This window comes from Pedobacter jaeyakensis, from assembly GCF_054461315.1.
The window spans coordinates 3,209,913-3,227,916 of the sequence record NZ_CM136921.1 but is presented as its reverse complement, the minus strand read 5'-3'; the positions used below and the strand labels follow the sequence as shown (position 1 = coordinate 3,227,916).

The window sequence follows — 18,004 nt, the reverse complement described above, 5'->3', positions numbered from 1 at the left end:
TAACTTTGTATATGATCCTTATTGTAGATGACGACATAGCAGTTAGAACTTCCTTATCCTTGTTGCTAGAAAATGCGGGGAATAAAGTGCTAATGGCGGATAATGCGGATGATGCATTGAGCATCATTGAACAGCAGCTTCCGCAATTGATCTTGCTCGACCTTAACTTCTCCATAGATACCTCTGGATTGGAAGGAATGGAACTGCTGAAAAAAGTCCGTAGTCTGAATTCCAGGTTACCCGTCATATTGATCACAGGTTGGGCTAGTCTGGAGCTTGCAATTCAAGGTATGAAATTAGGCGCCAATGATTTCATCAATAAGCCCTGGAATAATGAGCATGTGTTACAATCTGTAAATACCTTACTGGAGTTGCATACGCCTAAAACAAGGCAGACTACGCGTAAACAGTTGGATAGGCAATATAATTTTAAAAATATTATTGCTGAAGATCCGGTCATGCTTCAAATTCTTGAAACCATTGGACAGGTGGCTGCCACAGACGCATCAGTTTTAATTTTAGGAGAAAGTGGTACCGGGAAAGAGTTAATTGCAGAAGCCATCCATGAAAACAGTTTACGGCGCAATAAGCCTTTTGTGAAAGTAAATCTCGGCGGTATTTCCTCATCTTTATTTGAAAGTGAACTTTTTGGTCATGTTAGGGGGGCATTTACAGATGCCAGGTTTGACCGGACAGGCCGTTTTGAAATGGCAACCAAAGGAACCATCTTTCTTGACGAAATCGGTGAACTGGAAGCCGGCAGTCAGGTTAAATTGTTGCGTGTACTGCAAGACCGTACCTATGAAGTTTTAGGTAGTAGTAAAAGTAAAGTAATAGATGTCCGCGTAGTTTGTGCAACCAATAAAAATCTTTTAGAAATGGTTGGAGCGAATACATTTAGGGAGGATTTACTTTATCGTATTAATCTGATCACCGTTCACTTACCCGCGCTGCGGGACCGACCGGATGATATCCCTTTGCTGGTTGATTTTTTTATTGGCAATCTAAAGGAAATTTATAACCGGCCTTATTTGACGGTATCTTCTGCAGCCATGAAATGGCTGAAACAATTGGAGCTGCCCGGAAATATCAGACAGTTGAAAAATTTGGTTGAACGATCAATCTTAGTGAGTAAGAACAATGAACTCGGAATTGACGACTTCAAAGCACAATTGGAAATATCTGCTCCGGGCAGACATGGTAATAAATTTCCCGGAGTTGGCAGTTTAACTTTAGAACAAATGGAAATAGAAATGGTGAAACGTGCCATGAGTTTTCATCAAAATAAAATATCGAAAGCGGCAGCATCACTCGGTATAACAAGAAATTCATTGTATCGCCGTTTAGAGAAGTACCAAATTCCGTTTCATGATGCTGACGATCAAGTACCATGAAGCTAAAAACAAAGTATATTCTTTTCATTACATTGCTTCATCTTGCATTTTTAGGCCTTAGCTACTTGATCCTAAAACAAAATAAGATCTATTTTATCATTTCTGAAATACTGATCATCGCTTCGGTAGTCGTCTCCATTAGCCTGTACCGCCAGTTGATCCAACCATTAAATTACCTTAAAGAAGGAATAAATTCCATAAAGGACCGTGATTTTAATGTTAAATTTTTGCCTACTGGTAAAAGCGAAATGGATGAATTGATTCTGGTCTACAATCAAATGATGGACGCACTGCGTGAGGAACGAACCAAACAGGAGGCGCAGCACTTTTTCCTGGAAAAGTTAATACAGACTTCTCCAACCGGAATTATCATCCTCGATTATGACAACGAGGTCCGGCAGATTAATCCGAAGGCTGAAGAAATGCTGGGTGGAAGCCCTACTGTTTTTTTAAAAGAACTTAGTCAGTTAAAGATAGGGGAATCTAAAACAATAAAGCTTGGGGCAATTAATACTTTCAAGGTGCAGAAGTCTAACTTCATAGACCGTGGGTTTGCCAGGGTTTTTGTAATGATTGAAGAAGTAACTGATGAATTATTTGAGGCAGAGAAGAATGCCTATGGTAAAGTAATCAGAATGATGGCTCATGAAGTGAACAATACGGTTGGACCAGTAAATTCTATTTTGAATCTCGCACTTTCCACGAACGAGTTATGGCAATCTCCAACTAGAGACTCTTTACGAAATGCGATACAGGTAGCTGTTGACCGAAATCAAAACCTGAACCTCTTTATGAGGAATTTTGCCGATTTGGTTAAGCTCTCGCCTGTCAATAAAAATCAGGTCAATCTGGTTTCGTTAGTACATTCCGTGGCTGCTTTAATGGATTTACAGGCCCGGCAACACCGTGTTGAATTTCGTTTTGAACTGCCAGCGGATTTTTTTATTATGGCGGACCTATTGCAAATTGAACAAGTACTGATCAATCTTGTCAAGAATGCAATAGAGGCAATTGAATCTGAAGGTATTGTTGTATTTAAAATAAACCCAGCTTTGCATACCCTCATTATAGAAGACAATGGGAAAGGTATCAATGCAGAGCTGAGCGAAAAACTGTTCAGCCCATTTTTTAGTACCAAGAAAGACGGACAGGGAATTGGGCTTACACTAGTAAGGGAAATTTTGCTCAACCATGGATTTGCGTTTTCACTTAGAACAAACGATGAGAAGAAAACAGAATTCCTGATCAGGCTTTGACAGCTTCAGGCTGGATGATGATAAAACTTACCAGTGGAAAGGCAGCTTTGATACTTCTCCTGATTCTAATGATAGCTTTATTAATATCTTCCGTATCGAGATCGTCTTTAAAAGCGATGATCAGCATGAGGACAACTTCCTCGGGCGACTGGTACGTGGACAAGATGTGTCTTGCCTGAATTACGGTTTCGTCATGTTGTGCCAGGGAAATAATTTTCTGCTGTGTTTCCGTTGCTATCCCTTCGCCCATCAATAGACTTCGGCTTTCCCTGGCTAGGATCATCGAGATGGCAACCAACAGTAAACCAACCAGCAAAGAGGCAAGTCCATCCATATATGGCAGGTTGAAATGATGCCCAATGAATAAGCAAATTGCGACAATAATTAAACCAAGAACCGCCCCGCCATCTTCAAATAGCACTAAAAAACTGGCAGGGTTTTTACTTTGAATGATCGACCTCCACCAGCTATCTCCCTGTCTTGTTTCATTAAACTCTTTCCAGGCAATATAAAGTGAGGAACCTTCAAAAATAACTGATAGACCGAGTACAACATAATTCCACGTGGGATCCCTAAGTTCATCCGGATGAATTATATGTGTTATTCCTTGATATATCGAGAGTCCGCCCCCTAACCCGAAGATGAGTATAGAAACTATAAAGGACCAGAAATACAATTCTTTACCATAACCAAATGGTCTAGCCGCGTCTGCCGGTTTTTTACTTTGGTGAATTCCAAACAACAATAGCAATTGATTCACGGTATCGACAAGAGAATGTATCCCCTCAGATATCATAGCCGCGCTGCTGCTAAGTGCACCAGCAATGAATTTTGTAATTGCAATTAATAAGTTGGCGATCAGTGCGCTATAAATAGATTTCTTGGAGGCAGATTTGGATTTCATCAGTAGTTATATAACAAAAACGAGACATAAAAGATTTGCATAACTGCGAGAAATGATTTTCTTTTTTAATTATATTTATACCACACACAATGAAACTAAATATAAACTTAAATGAAAAAATTAATCATGATGGCTGCAATCGTGCTGCCATGCCTGTTCGTGCAGGCACAAGAAAAACAGATCCGGTTAGGGGTTAAAATTGGCGCAAACTTCTCTGTTTTTACGAATGATGTTTATCCCTTCAAGGGAACTACCGATCCCAAATTCATGTATTTTAAGCCTTCTGGCAGGGCATCGGGCATGGGAGGAGTCACTGCAGATTTCTCTGTCAGGAGGTCCTTTTCGCTCGGAGCAGAGCTACTATTCAATTCACGCGGTATGGCGTATTCTGAAGAAAATAACTATGCTTACGAAACAGATGAGAACGGCTACGAAAAACAGTCGTACAATTTCTTTAATTATAATATAGATTACCTGGAAGTTCCGGTTACAGCTAATTATCATTTCTATCCCCGTGGTCATGTGAAGTTGACTGCATATGCGGGTCTTGCTCCCTCGATTGCTATACATGGTAAATCAAAATTGAAGTATGCAAAAGGATTAGATGGAGATGGCTATAGAGCCAGCAATGAAAATACATCGCTAACAAATGTAAGATCTTCAAATAATAGTGTTTTGGCAGGCTTCCAGGTTAGCGGTCTGGGGCTTGGGGCAACAAAGGTTATTCCTTTTTTGGATTTGAGGCTAAGCTACCTGTTGCGTTCTGTATTCAGCGGTACACAGCATGGAAGTGATCTGGATACGAAGATGTTCACGGGTACTTTTGCGTTCGGGGTAAAGTTTTAACATATATTCTTAAATTAGGCCCATAAACCAAGTATAAGCATGGACAAGGAACTACTACGAAGTCAGGGATGGTTTGGTAAGAAAGGAAAAGACGGTTTCATTTACCGTGCCTGGATGAAAAATCAAGGTATTCCTGCGCATCAGTTACAAGGCAAGCCTGTTATAGGTATTTGTAATACCTGGTCTGAACTAACACCTTGTAATGCTCATTTCCGGGAAATTGCCGAGTCGGTGAAACATGGTATCTACGAGGCAGGTGGTTTTCCTGTAGAATTTCCCGTGATGTCTTTAGGTGAGACACTCATGAAACCCACTGCCATGCTTTACCGCAATTTGGTTAGTATGGATGTGGAGGAGTCCATCAGAGCAAATCCTTTAGATGGTGTGGTGCTGCTCTGTGGATGTGATAAAACAACTCCAGCGTTACTGATGGGTGCCTGTAGTGTGAATATTCCCACGATTGTGGTATCTGGTGGCCCAATGTTAACCGGGAAGTACCGAGGCAAGGATATTGGGACATCAGATATCTGGAATTTCTTCGAAGACAATCGTTCAGGCTTAATGAGCGATGAAGAACTATACGTAGCAGAATCTTGTCTGGCAAGAAGCCGCGGGCATTGTGCAGTTATGGGAACGGCCTCCACAATGGCCTGCATGGTAGAAGCATTGGGCATGTCACTACCTGAAAATGCAGCCATTCCGGCATCAGACTCCAGGAGAAAAGCCCTCGCCCATTTTTCCGGAAATCGAATCGTTGATATGGTTAAGGAGGGTTTAAAGCCGTCAGATATACTCACAAGAGCTGCATTTGACAATGCCATAACAGTAAATGCGGCTATAGGTGGGTCTACTAATTTTATCATCCATCTGTTGGCCATTGCCGCTAGAATTGGTGTTGAATTAACTATTGATGATTTTAATACTTCAGGCAGAGGGGTACCACTCATGGCAAACCTGCAGCCATCAGGAAAATACTTTATGGAGGATTTCTATTATGCAGGAGGCCTTCCCGCTTTAATGAAAGCGCTTCAAAAGCATTTGCATCATGATACAATTACAGTGACAGGTAAGTCAATTGCAAATAATTATCAGTATTGTGATTGTTATAATCCTGAGGTAATCAGTTCTTTAGATAAGCCGTTCAATGAAACTGCAGGCATTGCAGTGGTAAAAGGAAATCTTTGTGAGAATGGTGCGGTCATTAAGCCTTCGGCTGCTACTAAATCTTTATTAAAACACACAGGAAAAGCAGTTGTGTTTGAAAATATTGAGGATTATAAACTTAAAATCGACGATCCAGATCTTGAAGTTGAAGAAGGGGATATCCTGGTGCTAAAGAATGTTGGACCGAGAGGTTATCCTGGTATGCCCGAAGTTGGCAATATGTCCATACCTAAGAAATTACTTGATCAAGGTATTAGAGATATGGTGCGTATTTCGGACGGTAGGATGAGTGGTACTGGTTACGGAACTGTGGTTTTACATGTATCTCCAGAGGCGGCTGTTGGCGGTACACTCGCGATAGTACAAAATGGGGACATGATTTCATTGGATGTAAATAAAGGTACGATCCACCTGGAACTTTCCAACGAAGAAATAGCTGAAAGAAAATTAAGGTGGTCGGCAAAGGAAGAAATTGTGCATAGAGGCTACACGCACCTTTACCAAATGCATGTAGAACAAGCGCATTTAGGTGCTGATTTTGGGTTTTTAAGAGGCAGTTCCGGGAGTGAAGTAGTAAAGGATTCACACTGATGCAATAAAATATATGGAGCAAAATAATTTTCAGAACAAAGTTGCCATTGTTACTGGGGCGGGAAAAGGAATAGGCTATCAAATTGCCTTACAACTTGCTAAAAATGGGGCACAGGTAGTTATTAATGATAGCGATGAAAACCTAATAAATGAGGCTGCCGGAAATATTAATTTGAGCTATCCTGAAAAGGTTAGGGCGGTGGCAGGCGATGCGGGAAGTATAGCCGTAATAGAAAGTTTGATTGATGAAGCGGTCTCTGCTTTTGGAAAGCTAGATATCGTTGTTGCGAATGCCGGCATTACCCTTTTTGGAGATTTCCTGACTTACGAAACCGAGGCTTTTCAAACTGTTATGAATGTTAATTTGCAGGGCAGCTTTTTCCTGGCGCAGCGCGGGGCAAGACAGATGATTAAACAATCTTCTGGCGGAAGCATTTTGTTCATGTCGTCGGTAACCGGTCAGCAAGCCCATAAAGACCTTGCGGCTTACGCCATGACTAAGGCTGGTTTGCAGATGTTGGCTAAAAACCTGGTTATCGAACTTTCGGAGTACGGTATAACAGTAAATACAGTTGCACCCGGCGCCACGCTTACAGAACGTACCCTTGAAGATGAAGATTATAAGAGCACCTGGGCAAGGATAACCCCAATGGGCAGGGCCGGCACTGTTGATGATGTTGCCAATGCAGTTTTATTTTTAGTATCGCCACAAGCAAATCAAATAACCGGACAAACCTTAGTAGTTGATGGTGGTTGGAGCTCAGTTAGTCTTTCCCCATTTTGATGAATCCTACTGTAACAACATTGGTCAGCTCGCAGAACATCCTTGGTGAGTCTCCTTTTTGGCATCAGGGAAGGGAAAGTATATTTTGGGTGGACATCGAAGCCGGTTTACTTCAAGAGGTCGTTTTAAGTACTAATAAAGTTAACGTTTGGAATTTGGGCATGCGCGTTTCTCTAATTGTTGAGGGAAATACTGAGGAATTAATACTGGGGACTCAGGGTGGCATCGTGAGTTTTAACCTGGAGAGCCACCTGACAACTGTTATCGTGCCACTCGAAAAGGATTTGGCCGATCGAAGGTGCAATGATGGGCACTGTGATGCTTATGGGCGGCTTTGGGTTGGCGTTATGGACACCCATTGTGCTGAAGGCTGCGGTAGTCTGTATAAAATAGAGGAGAACCTAAAAGTTAAAAAAATGTTAACTGGATTGACGATTCCTAACGGATTGGTTTGGTCTGAAGATAACACCAAAATGTATTTTATCGACACACTTGCCGGTGTGGTAAAATGCTTTGACTACAACCTAACAAATGGAACACTCGGAAGCGCAAATGTTGCCATCGTGATACCAGAAGAAATGGGAATTCCTGATGGTATGGCTATCGATGAGGAAGGTATGTTATGGGTAGCTTTGCATGGCGGCGGGGCTGTTAGTCGCTGGAATCCAGAAACCGGCAGGCTTATCAGCACGATTGCTATTCCCGCACTTCAGGTTACCAATTGCTGCTTTGTCGGAGAACATTTAGATCAACTGGTCGTAACCACCGCATCAGAAAACTTAAATGCTCTTCAATTGGCACAATATCCTCAGTCTGGCAATTTGTTTCACATTAAAAACCCGGGTACAAGAGGTGTAAAACCATTGGCCTTTAAAAGACAAGCTGTCTAGAATTTCAACTCATACACTTTTGACCACATTTTGCCGGTGAAATATACTTCTTTAGTAGCGCCATCATAAGCAATTCCGTTCATTTCCATGGCTCTTGGGTTGTCTGCTCTTTCTACATTCACAATTGGAGTCAGGTCCATGTTACCTACAATATCACCGGTCGACGGGTCAATCTTCACCACATAGTTGGTTAACCAAATGTTCGCAAAAATATAACCGTCGATGTACTCCAGTTCATTGATCATGTTGATGGGCTCGCCATACTTTTTAACAGTAAGAGTTTTTGTAGGCTTTAGCGTTTCAGGATCCAAATAGGTAAGGCTGCTGCTACCGTCACTCATAATAATACTGGTGCCGTCTGTTGTTAAGCCCCATCCTTCCGGGTTTGAATACCTGAAGTCGCCCAGTTTTTTAAAGGTCTTGGCATCATATATAAAACCCTGCTGATTTTTATAGGTTAACTGGTATAATTTATCTTTTACAATTACAATACCCTCTCCGAAGTAGATAGATTTATCCAGTTCTGCTTTTACATCTAATTTGCCGGTTTTAGTATTAAGAACACCTATCTGTGACTTAGCCTTTGGTCTGTCGCTCGGTGAACCTGTGCTTTCCAAAAACTGCCCATTATGCACAAAAAATCCCTCAGTAAAGGATAAGGTGTCATGAGGGAAAGTGCCTTGAAGCTTAAATTCAATGTTTTGTATTTCTGCTGGTGCAGGAGTTGTATTTGCCTGTTCCGTACCCTTGTCCTCATTTTGGCAGCCTTGGCACGCAGCCATTAGCATTAAAAAAGCAGTAATCACCCTAAATTTCATGCACTAAAGCTAGAAATTTTATTTAATAATATTTACAGCGCCCGAAATTACCCTGCCTCCCTTTTTTAAATCAATTGCGAAATAATATACGCCGACCGGAAGATGCTTACCTTCAAATTGTCCGTTCCATGGACTTAAGTAACCTACAGATTGGAATACATTTGTCCCAAAACGATTATAAATATTTACCATGCAGTTTGGGTATCCACTAAGCATAGGAATGTTCCAGTAATCATTAATTCCATCTCCATTTGGGGAGAAAGATCCGGGTATTACAGCCTGGCAAATGGCATCATCAAGAATCAGTGCAGTTTGTTTGTTGGAAGTTGCGGTTAGGCTCCTATAGCATGCGCCATCACTAACCGTACAAAAAATCTCGTCGCCATTCTTAAAGCTCGAACTTGTAAATTTATTGCTGTTCGTTCCGTTGGCCATGCCGTTCACAAACCATTGGTAAATTGCATTTGATTGGACATTTGCAGACACACTTGCTGTTAATGTTATTGGTATGCCTGAACAAACAGCGGCACTTTGAGAAGTTGAAATGTTAACTGTTATCATACTTGGTGGTGCGACAATCAGGGACTGAGTCAGCGTATTAATCCCGTTCGTTGCCGTAATTAGGGATGTTCCGGGGCCAACGATGTGTATCTTACCATTTACAATAGTCGCCACTTCCAAATTGCTACTGGTGTAGGTTATGGGTATAAATGCAGTAGCCATTGGGTCAAAGTCGATATCGCAGGTTGTCTTTTCAGGAATTGGAGGAAAGGTCATCGCCGGATCTGTGACACTTATGGTGATGATCGTGCTGCTTTCGCCAAAATCATTATAAGCGGTTACTACGTAATCCGTTTCTGGAGAATAGATGGTTGGTATCCCATTTATCGTGCCTGTCCTGGGATCAAAGTTGAGGCCCGCTGGAAGTCTCTTGTCTATTGAAAAGCCACCACCTAGTGTAATTTTTCTGATCCTGTTGTTGTGCTGATCTACCACATAAAGGTTGAACTCGCCATCGAACGCCAGTCCGATTGGATGAAAGAAACTGGCATCCCAACGCAGTCCATCCTGGGATCCTTGCTCACCTGAACCTGCAACTGTAGACACCAGACCTGTTACTGCTGAGATTCTTCTGATCATATCCTTATCATCAGATACGTACACATTTCCTAAAATGTCAATTGTTAAACCGGTTGGGTGATCAAAGCTAGCAGATAGACGTGGTCCATTTTCGCTGGCACGTTCTCCCGTACCAGCATAAGTGCTCACTACGCCCGCAGGTGTGATCATCCGGACCAGATTATTCAGGTAATCCGCTACATAAAAATTTCCATTTCTTATGTCCCTGGCAATGGCAACAGGTTTATCGAAACGTGCGGCATTACCTGTACCATTAACTTTACCCAGTACACCACTTACTCCTGCAAAAGTAGACACAACTTGAGCAGGACTAATTTTTCTGACTGAAAAGTTTTCTGCATCAGCAACATATAGATTTCCTTCGGGATCAAATACAAGACCTTCTGGGAAATTAAAGCGTTCAAATCCACCGCTACCGTCACTTATGTTCTTGACGCCAGTTGAACTCCCGGAATATAAATTGACTACGCCATTGCTGATTTTTCTTATTTGATGGTTTTCAGAATCGGCGACAAAGATGTCCCCATTATCATTCACCAGTAAACCAAATGGCTTGTTAAAACTCGCTATTGCCGCCGGTCCGTTAAGCATGCCTAAAACACCCGTCCCTGCAACGGTGGTTACTATTCCATTTGGAGTGATTTTCCTGATGTTGTGGTTAAAGCTATCTGCTATGTACACATTACCCGCGGCATCGCAAGCCACACCTGTAGGTTCATTAAATTTTGCTGTGTTTTTTATACCATCCTTATACCCCAGTGTTGAGCCAGCAAGCGTTGTTACATCTCCATAGGGTATTAACGGTACAGCGGTGCCGATGTTAACGGGCGTAAGCGAAGCGATCGTTCCGTTAATGAGATAAGCATTGCGTGGAATGGGGTACGTTATACTTGGCCCTTGGGCTCGTGTAACCAGGGGTAATAAAAATACTAACCATATAGAGCGCAGGCTAATCATGTTTCAAGTTAATTATTTTTCTTCAACTAACGAATCTTTTAGTTGCTTAATATTGGAGCTTTTACGGTTTTTACTTTGAATTTCATAGCTTAGATTAACCAATCATAAACCGATAATATGACACCAAGTTTCCGTCCATGCAAATTTCTGTACCTATTGATATTGCTGTTTTCTTTCATTTTTGCGCGCACAGGTGCTCAGACAGCTAGCTTAAGTCCCGAATTCTTGCGATGTGAGTACATGGAAAATCCGTTAGGACTGGATGAATTGCACCCAAGATTTAGCTGGACACTTAAAGCCAGGGATGAAAAAAAATACGGGCAGGCCCAGAAGGCCTATCAAGTTATTGTGAGTAGCAGCGCTTTAGATCTAATGGCGCACAAGGGTGATGTTTGGAACTCGGGATGGATAAATTCCGATCAGATGCAATTAATTTCTTATAAGGGCAAAGCGTTGGAGTCTGACCGAACGTATCACTGGAAAGTAAGGGTAAAAGATGAAAAAGGCGTTATCTCCAAATGGAGTGAGCCGGCATTTTGGAGCAGCGGATTACTGAAGTCGACCGATTGGCAGGCCAAATGGATTGGTACAGCTCAGATTTATGACCCTAAGCAGTCTGATTGCAATATATGGGACCCATGGCTGCGCAAAACATTTACACTCCATGCAAAACCAGCAAATGCAACTATGTTTGTTGCCTCCGTTGGTTATCATGAACTCTTTGTAAACGGGGTAAAAGTAAACGATGATGTGTTGTCTCCAGCAGTATCTGATCATTCCAAGCGGGCACGTTACATTGCCTATCCCATTGCAAAACTCCTGAGACCAGGAAAGAATGTTATCGCAATTTGGCTAGGCACATCCTGGTCCATTTTTGGTCCATATATTGAAAAAAGCAGGCCGAATACACCAATAGTTATTGCTCAGGCAAAAATCGGGAAAAAATTGATCAAAACAGATCAATCATGGCTTACTCATGAGAGTCCAAACAAGCTGTTGGGCTCCTGGGATTTCGGCAGAATGGGTGGAGAGCTTTATGATGGAAACAAAGCTTACGAGGATTGGAATTCAATTAATTGCGATGAGTTGGATTGGAAACAGGCCGTTGTTTATAATCCAAAATTAGTATTATCTGCCCAGCAAGTAGAGTCCAATAAGTTATTTGATGAATTGAAACCAATCGAAATTGTTGCCAGAGGCGACGGCAGTTTCCGTGTAGATATGGGTGTGAACTTCGCTGGTTGGACAAGTGTGGAACTTGCAGGAAATCCTGGCGACAGAATTGATTTTCAATATTCAGAACGCGCGCAGGATGATATGACCTTCAATCTACATAGTGCCTATATTATAGGCAAAACTGGGAAGGGTACATTTAAAAACCATTTCAATTACAGCTCTGGTCGCTGGATTACCATAAGAGGTTTAAAGAAAAAGCCACTGCTTTCTGATATTAAGGGATGGATGGTTAGGACGAATTACAATGACGCAACTACATTTGAATGTTCAGATTCCTTACAGAACTGGATGTATAACACTATTAAATGGACCTTTCAGAATCTTTCTATTGGAGGATATATTGTGGATTGTCCGCAGCGCGAACGCTTAGGTTATGGGGGTGATGCACACGCTACCTGCGAAACAGGGATGCAGAACTATAAAATGGGCGCCTTTTATACCAAATGGATGGAAGATTGGCGCGACGTTAAAGGGTCAGAGTCGATAGTGGGTAACATGTATGACACTGCTTGGGCACATAAAGGAATTCAAAGTGGTCGGCCATTACACCAAGGTATTCTGCCACATACTGCCCCAACATATATGGGTGGGGGTGGCCCGGCATGGGGTGGAATTGTTGTTTCGCTGCCGTGGTTTGTGTACCAGCAGGAGGGTGACCAAAGAATATTAAAAAAGAATTTTGAACTAATAAGCGATTGGTTATTGTTTTTGAAAAGCCAGTCTAAAGACAATATGTTGATGCGTTTTGGTGGCGATTGGGATTTTCTGGGTGATTGGTTGTGGCCAGGTGCAACGGCGGAAGGTATGAACAATAACAAGCCGCAAACTGTATTTCTTAACAATTGCTATATGGTTTTTAATTATCGGACGGCTGCAAAAATCGCCCGGGTACTGGGTAAAACTAAAGAAGCCTTAGCATGGGAAAATCAAGCTGTAGCAACTAGTGCTGCAATCCATGCAAAGTTTTATAATGCAGATGACCGCAGTTATTCTGATAAATCTATGGGAAGCCTTGCTGCTGCTTTACTAGGTGATGTGATGCCAGGCAGTTTAAGGCCATTGGTTATGGAGCGACTGGAAACAGAAATTTTGGTGAATAGAAAAGGCCATATCAACGTGGGGATTACAGGAGGAGCGATGCTGTTCAAAGTATTAAGAGATGCTGGTCGCGATGACCTCATCTACTCCATGACGTCACAAACTACGTATCCAGGCTGGGGCTATATGAAGGAAAACGGTGCAACTACAATTTGGGAAATGTGGGAGAAAGATTTGCCGGGACACTCCCTGTTGCACAGCTCCTATTTATATCCTGGTGCATGGTATTTAGACGGTCTGGCCGGAATCAAAAAAGATAGCGCTAAAGCGGGAATGCAGCACTTCATACTACGGCCGCCGATGCTTAAACCCGATCAAATGACTTGGGCTAGAGCAACTAGTCATGCGCCTGCTGGACTCATTAAATCTTATTGGAAAAGAGAGAATGGAACATTATATTATGAAATTACGGTTCCAGCAAATACCAATGCAACGTTACAGATACCTTTAACAGAAGCAGGTAAAGTGGAGGGAATGACTGCAGGTGTAAAAAGTGTTGCCAATCAGGGTAATTTCAAGCAGTATCAGCTTACAGCAGGTGTTTACAAATTAAAGTTTAGCAGATAGGTACAAGCTTGAAACTTAGTTAACCTTGTTCCAAACTTCATGAATTTTGTCGCCCTTGCTACTCAGTCCGCTATGGTGCCAGCTGCCGTTTTCCAGCTTACCGTCAAATGTCAGATTAGCGCCTACGCGACTGTTATCCCTGGAGAAAAATTCAATACTTTCCACATATTTACCGTCTTTAAAGGTATATGAGCCACCTCCGGTTCCGAAAAATTGTTTCTTGTCAGGATCTATGGCTACCCACTGGAATTTGGTTCCGGTAAGCATTTTATAGGTTTGTCTACTACCTGTCAAATGAAGGTCGGCCAATTTTCCATCCGCTCCCATTCTGCCGGTTATCCGCCAGACACCTGCCAGAGGTGATTTGCCATTATCCACTCGGTAGAAGGTTGCATGGTCATTTTCTACTTGCAGCGATAACTGATTCCCTGATAAGCTGAAAGGAAGGACCATCATTTCGCCAACTTTGGTCGAGTCGGAACTGTTGAAAAGGATTTTTACCTTAATGTTTCCGCCAGACACTTCGTATAATCCACCCTGGCTCATGGAAAAGTTTTGGCCATGTTGAAGCGTATAGAAGCAAAATCCATCCTGAAAAAATAAGTGGTGCGTGTCTTCACCCGCATCAAGCTTCCAGGCGCCTGAAACAACTGTAGACTGTGCGCTTATATTAAACACCGACATACCTAGCAAAAGAAAAAATGCAATAATATTCTTCATTTTAGTTTATAATTTGTTGTTAATTTAACTGGTTAGTTAATTTAATGTACGACTAAATAATTGAAGATGAAAATATATCAGCAAAGTATCACCTTAAGAGAACGGAGAAGGGGATTTCACCTCATTACCGAGGAGGTAGAGCAGGCGATGCCGGAAATCAGAACGATTAAAATAGGTATATGTCAGGTTTTTATTCAACATACTTCTGCTTCCCTGACCATAAACGAAAATGCGGATCCCACTGTGCGCCGTGATTTTGAGACCTATTTCAATAAAATTGCCCCAGAGGACGACCCTGACTATACACATGATTATGAAGGATCTGACGATATGCCAGCACATCTGAAAGCATCCTTATTGAGCACTTCAGTTACAATTCCAATTAGGAACGGCCGCTTAGCTTTTGGAACATGGCAGGGTATCTACTTTTGCGAACACCGCAATAGAGGTGGACAAAGGCAAGTAATTATCACCGCCTGGGGAGATTAACAATCGGTTTTAATAAACACCAGAATCTACTTTCCATATAAATAATTGTATCTTCATTCCATACTAGATAACCAAATGAAACTCAACTCTCCTTTAATGCTTAAGTGTGCCTTATTGTTTCTGGCTCTTACTTATTTTAGTACTTTATCAAGGGCACAAGGGAAACTACCCAAGTTTAATGTGATCGCTTTTTACACTGGTAAGAATGATCAGGCGCATGTTAGCTATGTACATGAAGCAAATAAGTGGTTTCCAAAAATGGGTCTTAAATATAATTTCGCTTACGACTCTACGAGTAATTGGGATAACTTAAACACTGCATTTTTGGAGAAGTACCAAGTGGTATTGTTTTTAGATACCAGGCCGGAGAAGCCGGAACAGCGACAAGCTTTTGAAGATTATATGAAAAAAGGAGGGGCTTGGATGGGTTTCCATTTCGCCGCGTTTGCTTTAACACCATCGGCGTATCCGCAAAATTGGGACTGGTACCACCAGGAGTTTCTTGGCTCTGGCGGGTATGGCAGTAATACCTGGCGTCCTACTTCAGCTGTGCTTAGGGTGGAAGATAAAGCGCACCCCGCTACTAAGAACAATCCAGTTACGTTTAAGTCGGCACCGAACGAATGGTACCGTTGGGAGAACGACTTGCGCAAAAACCCCAACATTAAGATTTTATTATCTCTTGATACCACAAGTTTTCCTTTAGGCACGGGCCCTAAAGCATATGAAATTTGGCATAGCGGATACTACCCTGTAGCATGGACCAATAAAAAATACAAGATGATTTATGTAAACATGGGACATAATGATATGGACTATGAACATGCACCCTATAATAAGGAGTTGTCGCACACCTTCGATAACAATCAACAAAACAAGTTTATAATTTCAAGCCTTTTGTGGCTTGCTAAAAAAGGTTAAATCGTTACTTTTACTTTATATGAATATACTATCAAAATCTTACAAGGCCATTTTGGTATTGCTAATGGCTTGCTTGCCCTCTGCATTTGTTTTCGGACAGCTGCAATTTCCAGGAGAAGGTAATTTGAAATATGTAGATCCGCGCATCGGAAATGTTGGTGCCATACTGGAACCCACAAGGCCAACTATTCAATTACCAAACCAGGTCATCAGAATGACGCCTCAACGTGCTGATTATATTGATGATCAGATCAGCAGCTTTCCATTAACAGTGGTTTCTCACCGTAACGGACAGGTATTTTCCATAAAGCCTGCGCTAAGTGCAACTGACCAGAAACGCATGACCTACGATCATGATCTTGAGGTTAACCGTCCTTGGTATTACTCCACTTATCTGGTTGATAATGATATTAAGGTAGAATTTACTCCGGGTAAAAAGGCAGGGATCTTTAAGTTTGATTATCCTGCGGGAAGTACAAAGGCGCTGATATTGGACCGCTATAATGGTGGTTTTAGCGAATATAAATTTGCTTCTGATAAAGAAATAACTGGTGTAGAGACCTGGGATGGTGTTAAGGTGTTTATGTATGGTACCTTTAATGAAAGCGCTACTTCCCAAAAAGACGGTGATAAGTTATTGGTTAGCTTTGATAGTAAAGCGCCGAATACTATAGAATTTAGGTATGCTTTATCATTTGTTAGTGTAGAACAGGCTAAAAAGAACTATAACAATGAATTGAAGTCGGTCACTTTTGATCAGCAAATCAAAATTGGAGAAGCAGCATGGGCTAAAGTGATCAATCAAATTGGGGCTGTTGGAGGCACAGAGGCGCAAAAAAGATCATTTTATACTGCCCTTTACCGTTGCTACGAGCGTATGGTAGACATTACAGAAGATGGTCAATATTACAGCGGCTATGATAAAAAGATCCATACGACCAACAGGCCGTTCTTTGTGGATGATTGGGTATGGGATACTTATTTGGCACATCACCCCCTAAGAACCATTTTAAATCCTGCTATGGAAGGCGATATGCTGAATTCCTATGTGGAGATGTACAAGCAGAGCGGATGGGTCCCAACCTTCCCATTGTTGTATGGCGATAATCCTTGTATGAATGGTTTCCATTCTACCATTACCTTCCTGGATGGCTACCGCAAGGGAATCCGTAATTACGACGTGAAAGCTGCCTATGAAGGAATGTATAAAAATGCAACTCAAGCTACAATGTTACCGTGGAAAAATGGACCTAAGACTGAACTGGAGGATTTCTATTATGAAAAAGGTTATTTCCCTGCTTTGAAAATAGGAGAGAAGGAAACGAATACTACGGTGCATGGTTTTGAAAAACGCCAGGCTGTAGCCATCACTTTGGGCCATAGTTATGACGATTGGGCGCTTGGTCAGTTTGCTAAAGAGCTGAACAATAACGGCGATTTCGCTAAGTTCTCTGCGCGTGCAAATAACTACAAGAACCTTTGGGAGCCCAAAACGCAAATGTTTTTGCCTAAAGACAAAGATGGAAACTGGATTAACATAGATCCTAAGTTTGATGGTGGTATGGGCGGCAGAGATTTTTATGATGAAAACAATGGGTGGACTTACCTATGGCAGGTTCAGCACGATGTTAAGGGTTTGATCAATTTGTTTGGTGGTGTACCTAGCTTTGAGGCTAAATTGGATCAGCTGTTCCGAGAGGGACTTGGCAGGAGCAAATACGAGCTTTGGGCTAAGTTTCCTGATTTTACAGGTATAAACGGACAATTTTCAATGGGTAATGAGCCTAGCTTCCACATTCCTTACTTGTTTAACTTTACTTCGTCACCATGGAAAACACAAAAGAAAATCCGGTTCTTATTGGATACCTGGTATAAAGACAATGTTTTTGGAATTCCAGGAGATGAAGACGGTGGCGGTATGTCGGCCTTTGTGGTGTTCTCTTCAATGGGCTTTTATCCTGTTACACCTGGAACTCCGGTATACACCATTGGTAGTCCGGTTTTTGAAAAGGTAACGATCGACCTTCCAAACGGTAAGCAATTCTCCATGATTGCCAACAAATGTTCGGTGATTAACAAATACATACAAAGTGCTAAATTTAATGGTCAGCCATTAGATACCCCCTGGTTTACACATGATCAGCTTGTAGCTGGTGGTAAGCTGGAGCTGGAAATGGGGCCGCTTCCTAACAAGAAGTGGGGGCTAAAATAGCTGAATAAAATGCTAGT

14 protein-coding genes are annotated in these 18,004 nt (G+C 41.9%); 10 read left to right on the top strand and 4 right to left on the bottom strand.

Annotation, left to right across the window (positions count from 1 at the left end; translation table 11 throughout):
• Nucleotides 1-11: 11 nt before the first annotated feature.
• Together ACXZ1K_RS14365 and ACXZ1K_RS14360 are read left to right on the top strand one after the other, a co-directional pair.
• The gene (locus ACXZ1K_RS14365) at nucleotides 12-1,394 is read left to right on the top strand and encodes a sigma-54-dependent transcriptional regulator (protein WP_458970360.1); all 1,383 of its coding nucleotides are present in this window, start codon (nucleotides 12-14) and stop codon (nucleotides 1,392-1,394) included.
• Nucleotides 1,391-2,650, top strand: a complete 1,260-nt coding sequence (locus ACXZ1K_RS14360) for a sensor histidine kinase (RefSeq protein WP_458970359.1) — start codon at nucleotides 1,391-1,393, stop codon at nucleotides 2,648-2,650. Before ACXZ1K_RS14365 ends, ACXZ1K_RS14360 begins: the two co-directional genes overlap by 4 nt.
• Here the strand turns inward: ACXZ1K_RS14360 and ACXZ1K_RS14355 are convergent.
• On the bottom strand, nucleotides 2,640-3,554 hold the full coding sequence (locus tag ACXZ1K_RS14355) for a cation diffusion facilitator family transporter (protein ID WP_458970358.1): 915 nt from the start codon (nucleotides 3,552-3,554) through the stop codon (nucleotides 2,640-2,642). The genes ACXZ1K_RS14360 and ACXZ1K_RS14355 overlap by 11 nt on opposite strands.
• A gap of 111 nt (nucleotides 3,555-3,665) precedes the next feature.
• Here ACXZ1K_RS14355 and ACXZ1K_RS14350 point away from each other — a divergent pair, with 111 nt between their 5' ends.
• Genes ACXZ1K_RS14350 through ACXZ1K_RS14335 form a run of 4 tightly spaced genes read left to right on the top strand, consistent with a single transcriptional unit; the run spans nucleotide 3,666 to nucleotide 7,829 of the window.
• Nucleotides 3,666-4,400, top strand: coding sequence for a porin family protein (locus ACXZ1K_RS14350; RefSeq protein ID WP_458970357.1), 735 nt, complete (start codon nucleotides 3,666-3,668; stop codon nucleotides 4,398-4,400).
• Between the two features lie 39 nt (nucleotides 4,401-4,439).
• Nucleotides 4,440-6,155 carry an IlvD/Edd family dehydratase gene (locus ACXZ1K_RS14345; protein WP_458970356.1) on the top strand — a complete coding sequence of 572 codons (1,716 nt, stop codon included), beginning with the start codon at nucleotides 4,440-4,442 and terminating at the stop codon, nucleotides 6,153-6,155.
• 13 nt (nucleotides 6,156-6,168) lie between these two features.
• Nucleotides 6,169-6,939 carry an SDR family NAD(P)-dependent oxidoreductase gene (locus ACXZ1K_RS14340; protein ID WP_458970355.1) on the top strand — a complete coding sequence of 257 codons (771 nt, stop codon included), beginning with the start codon at nucleotides 6,169-6,171 and terminating at the stop codon, nucleotides 6,937-6,939.
• Nucleotides 6,939-7,829 carry an SMP-30/gluconolactonase/LRE family protein gene (locus ACXZ1K_RS14335; protein WP_458970354.1) on the top strand — a complete coding sequence of 297 codons (891 nt, stop codon included), beginning with the start codon at nucleotides 6,939-6,941 and terminating at the stop codon, nucleotides 7,827-7,829. Before ACXZ1K_RS14340 ends, ACXZ1K_RS14335 begins: the two co-directional genes overlap by 1 nt.
• Here the strand turns inward: ACXZ1K_RS14335 and ACXZ1K_RS14330 are convergent.
• The gene (locus ACXZ1K_RS14330; protein WP_458970353.1) at nucleotides 7,826-8,611 is read right to left on the bottom strand and encodes a glutaminyl-peptide cyclotransferase; all 786 of its coding nucleotides are present in this window, start codon (nucleotides 8,609-8,611) and stop codon (nucleotides 7,826-7,828) included. The genes ACXZ1K_RS14335 and ACXZ1K_RS14330 overlap by 4 nt on opposite strands.
• Nucleotides 8,612-8,665: 54 nt before the next feature.
• The gene (locus ACXZ1K_RS14325) at nucleotides 8,666-10,744 is read right to left on the bottom strand and encodes a T9SS type B sorting domain-containing protein (protein ID WP_458970352.1); all 2,079 of its coding nucleotides are present in this window, start codon (nucleotides 10,742-10,744) and stop codon (nucleotides 8,666-8,668) included.
• A gap of 117 nt (nucleotides 10,745-10,861) precedes the next feature.
• Between ACXZ1K_RS14325 and ACXZ1K_RS14320 the strand changes: the two genes are divergently transcribed.
• The gene (locus ACXZ1K_RS14320) at nucleotides 10,862-13,645 is read left to right on the top strand and encodes a family 78 glycoside hydrolase catalytic domain (RefSeq protein WP_458970351.1); all 2,784 of its coding nucleotides are present in this window, start codon (nucleotides 10,862-10,864) and stop codon (nucleotides 13,643-13,645) included.
• Nucleotides 13,646-13,660: 15 nt separating this feature from the next.
• On the opposite strand, the gene ACXZ1K_RS14315 is transcribed toward ACXZ1K_RS14320, so the two are convergent.
• A complete protein-coding gene (locus tag ACXZ1K_RS14315) occupies nucleotides 13,661-14,365 on the bottom strand; it encodes a hypothetical protein (protein ID WP_458970350.1) in 705 nt (234 codons plus the stop codon).
• A 66-nt stretch (nucleotides 14,366-14,431) separates the two neighbouring features.
• Here ACXZ1K_RS14315 and ACXZ1K_RS14310 point away from each other — a divergent pair, with 66 nt between their 5' ends.
• The 3 genes from ACXZ1K_RS14310 to ACXZ1K_RS14300 all read left to right on the top strand — a co-directional run bounded on the left by ACXZ1K_RS14310 (nucleotide 14,432) and on the right by ACXZ1K_RS14300 (nucleotide 17,987).
• Complete coding sequence (locus ACXZ1K_RS14310) at nucleotides 14,432-14,854, top strand: secondary thiamine-phosphate synthase enzyme YjbQ (protein ID WP_458970349.1); 423 nt, start codon at nucleotides 14,432-14,434, stop codon at nucleotides 14,852-14,854.
• A 75-nt stretch (nucleotides 14,855-14,929) separates the two neighbouring features.
• Nucleotides 14,930-15,775, top strand: a complete 846-nt coding sequence (locus ACXZ1K_RS14305) for a ThuA domain-containing protein (RefSeq protein ID WP_458970348.1) — start codon at nucleotides 14,930-14,932, stop codon at nucleotides 15,773-15,775.
• Between the two features lie 19 nt (nucleotides 15,776-15,794).
• Nucleotides 15,795-17,987: a GH92 family glycosyl hydrolase gene (locus ACXZ1K_RS14300; RefSeq protein WP_458970347.1), complete on the top strand. Its 2,193-nt coding sequence runs from the start codon at nucleotides 15,795-15,797 to the stop codon at nucleotides 17,985-17,987.
• Nucleotides 17,988-18,004 lie beyond the last annotated feature (17 nt).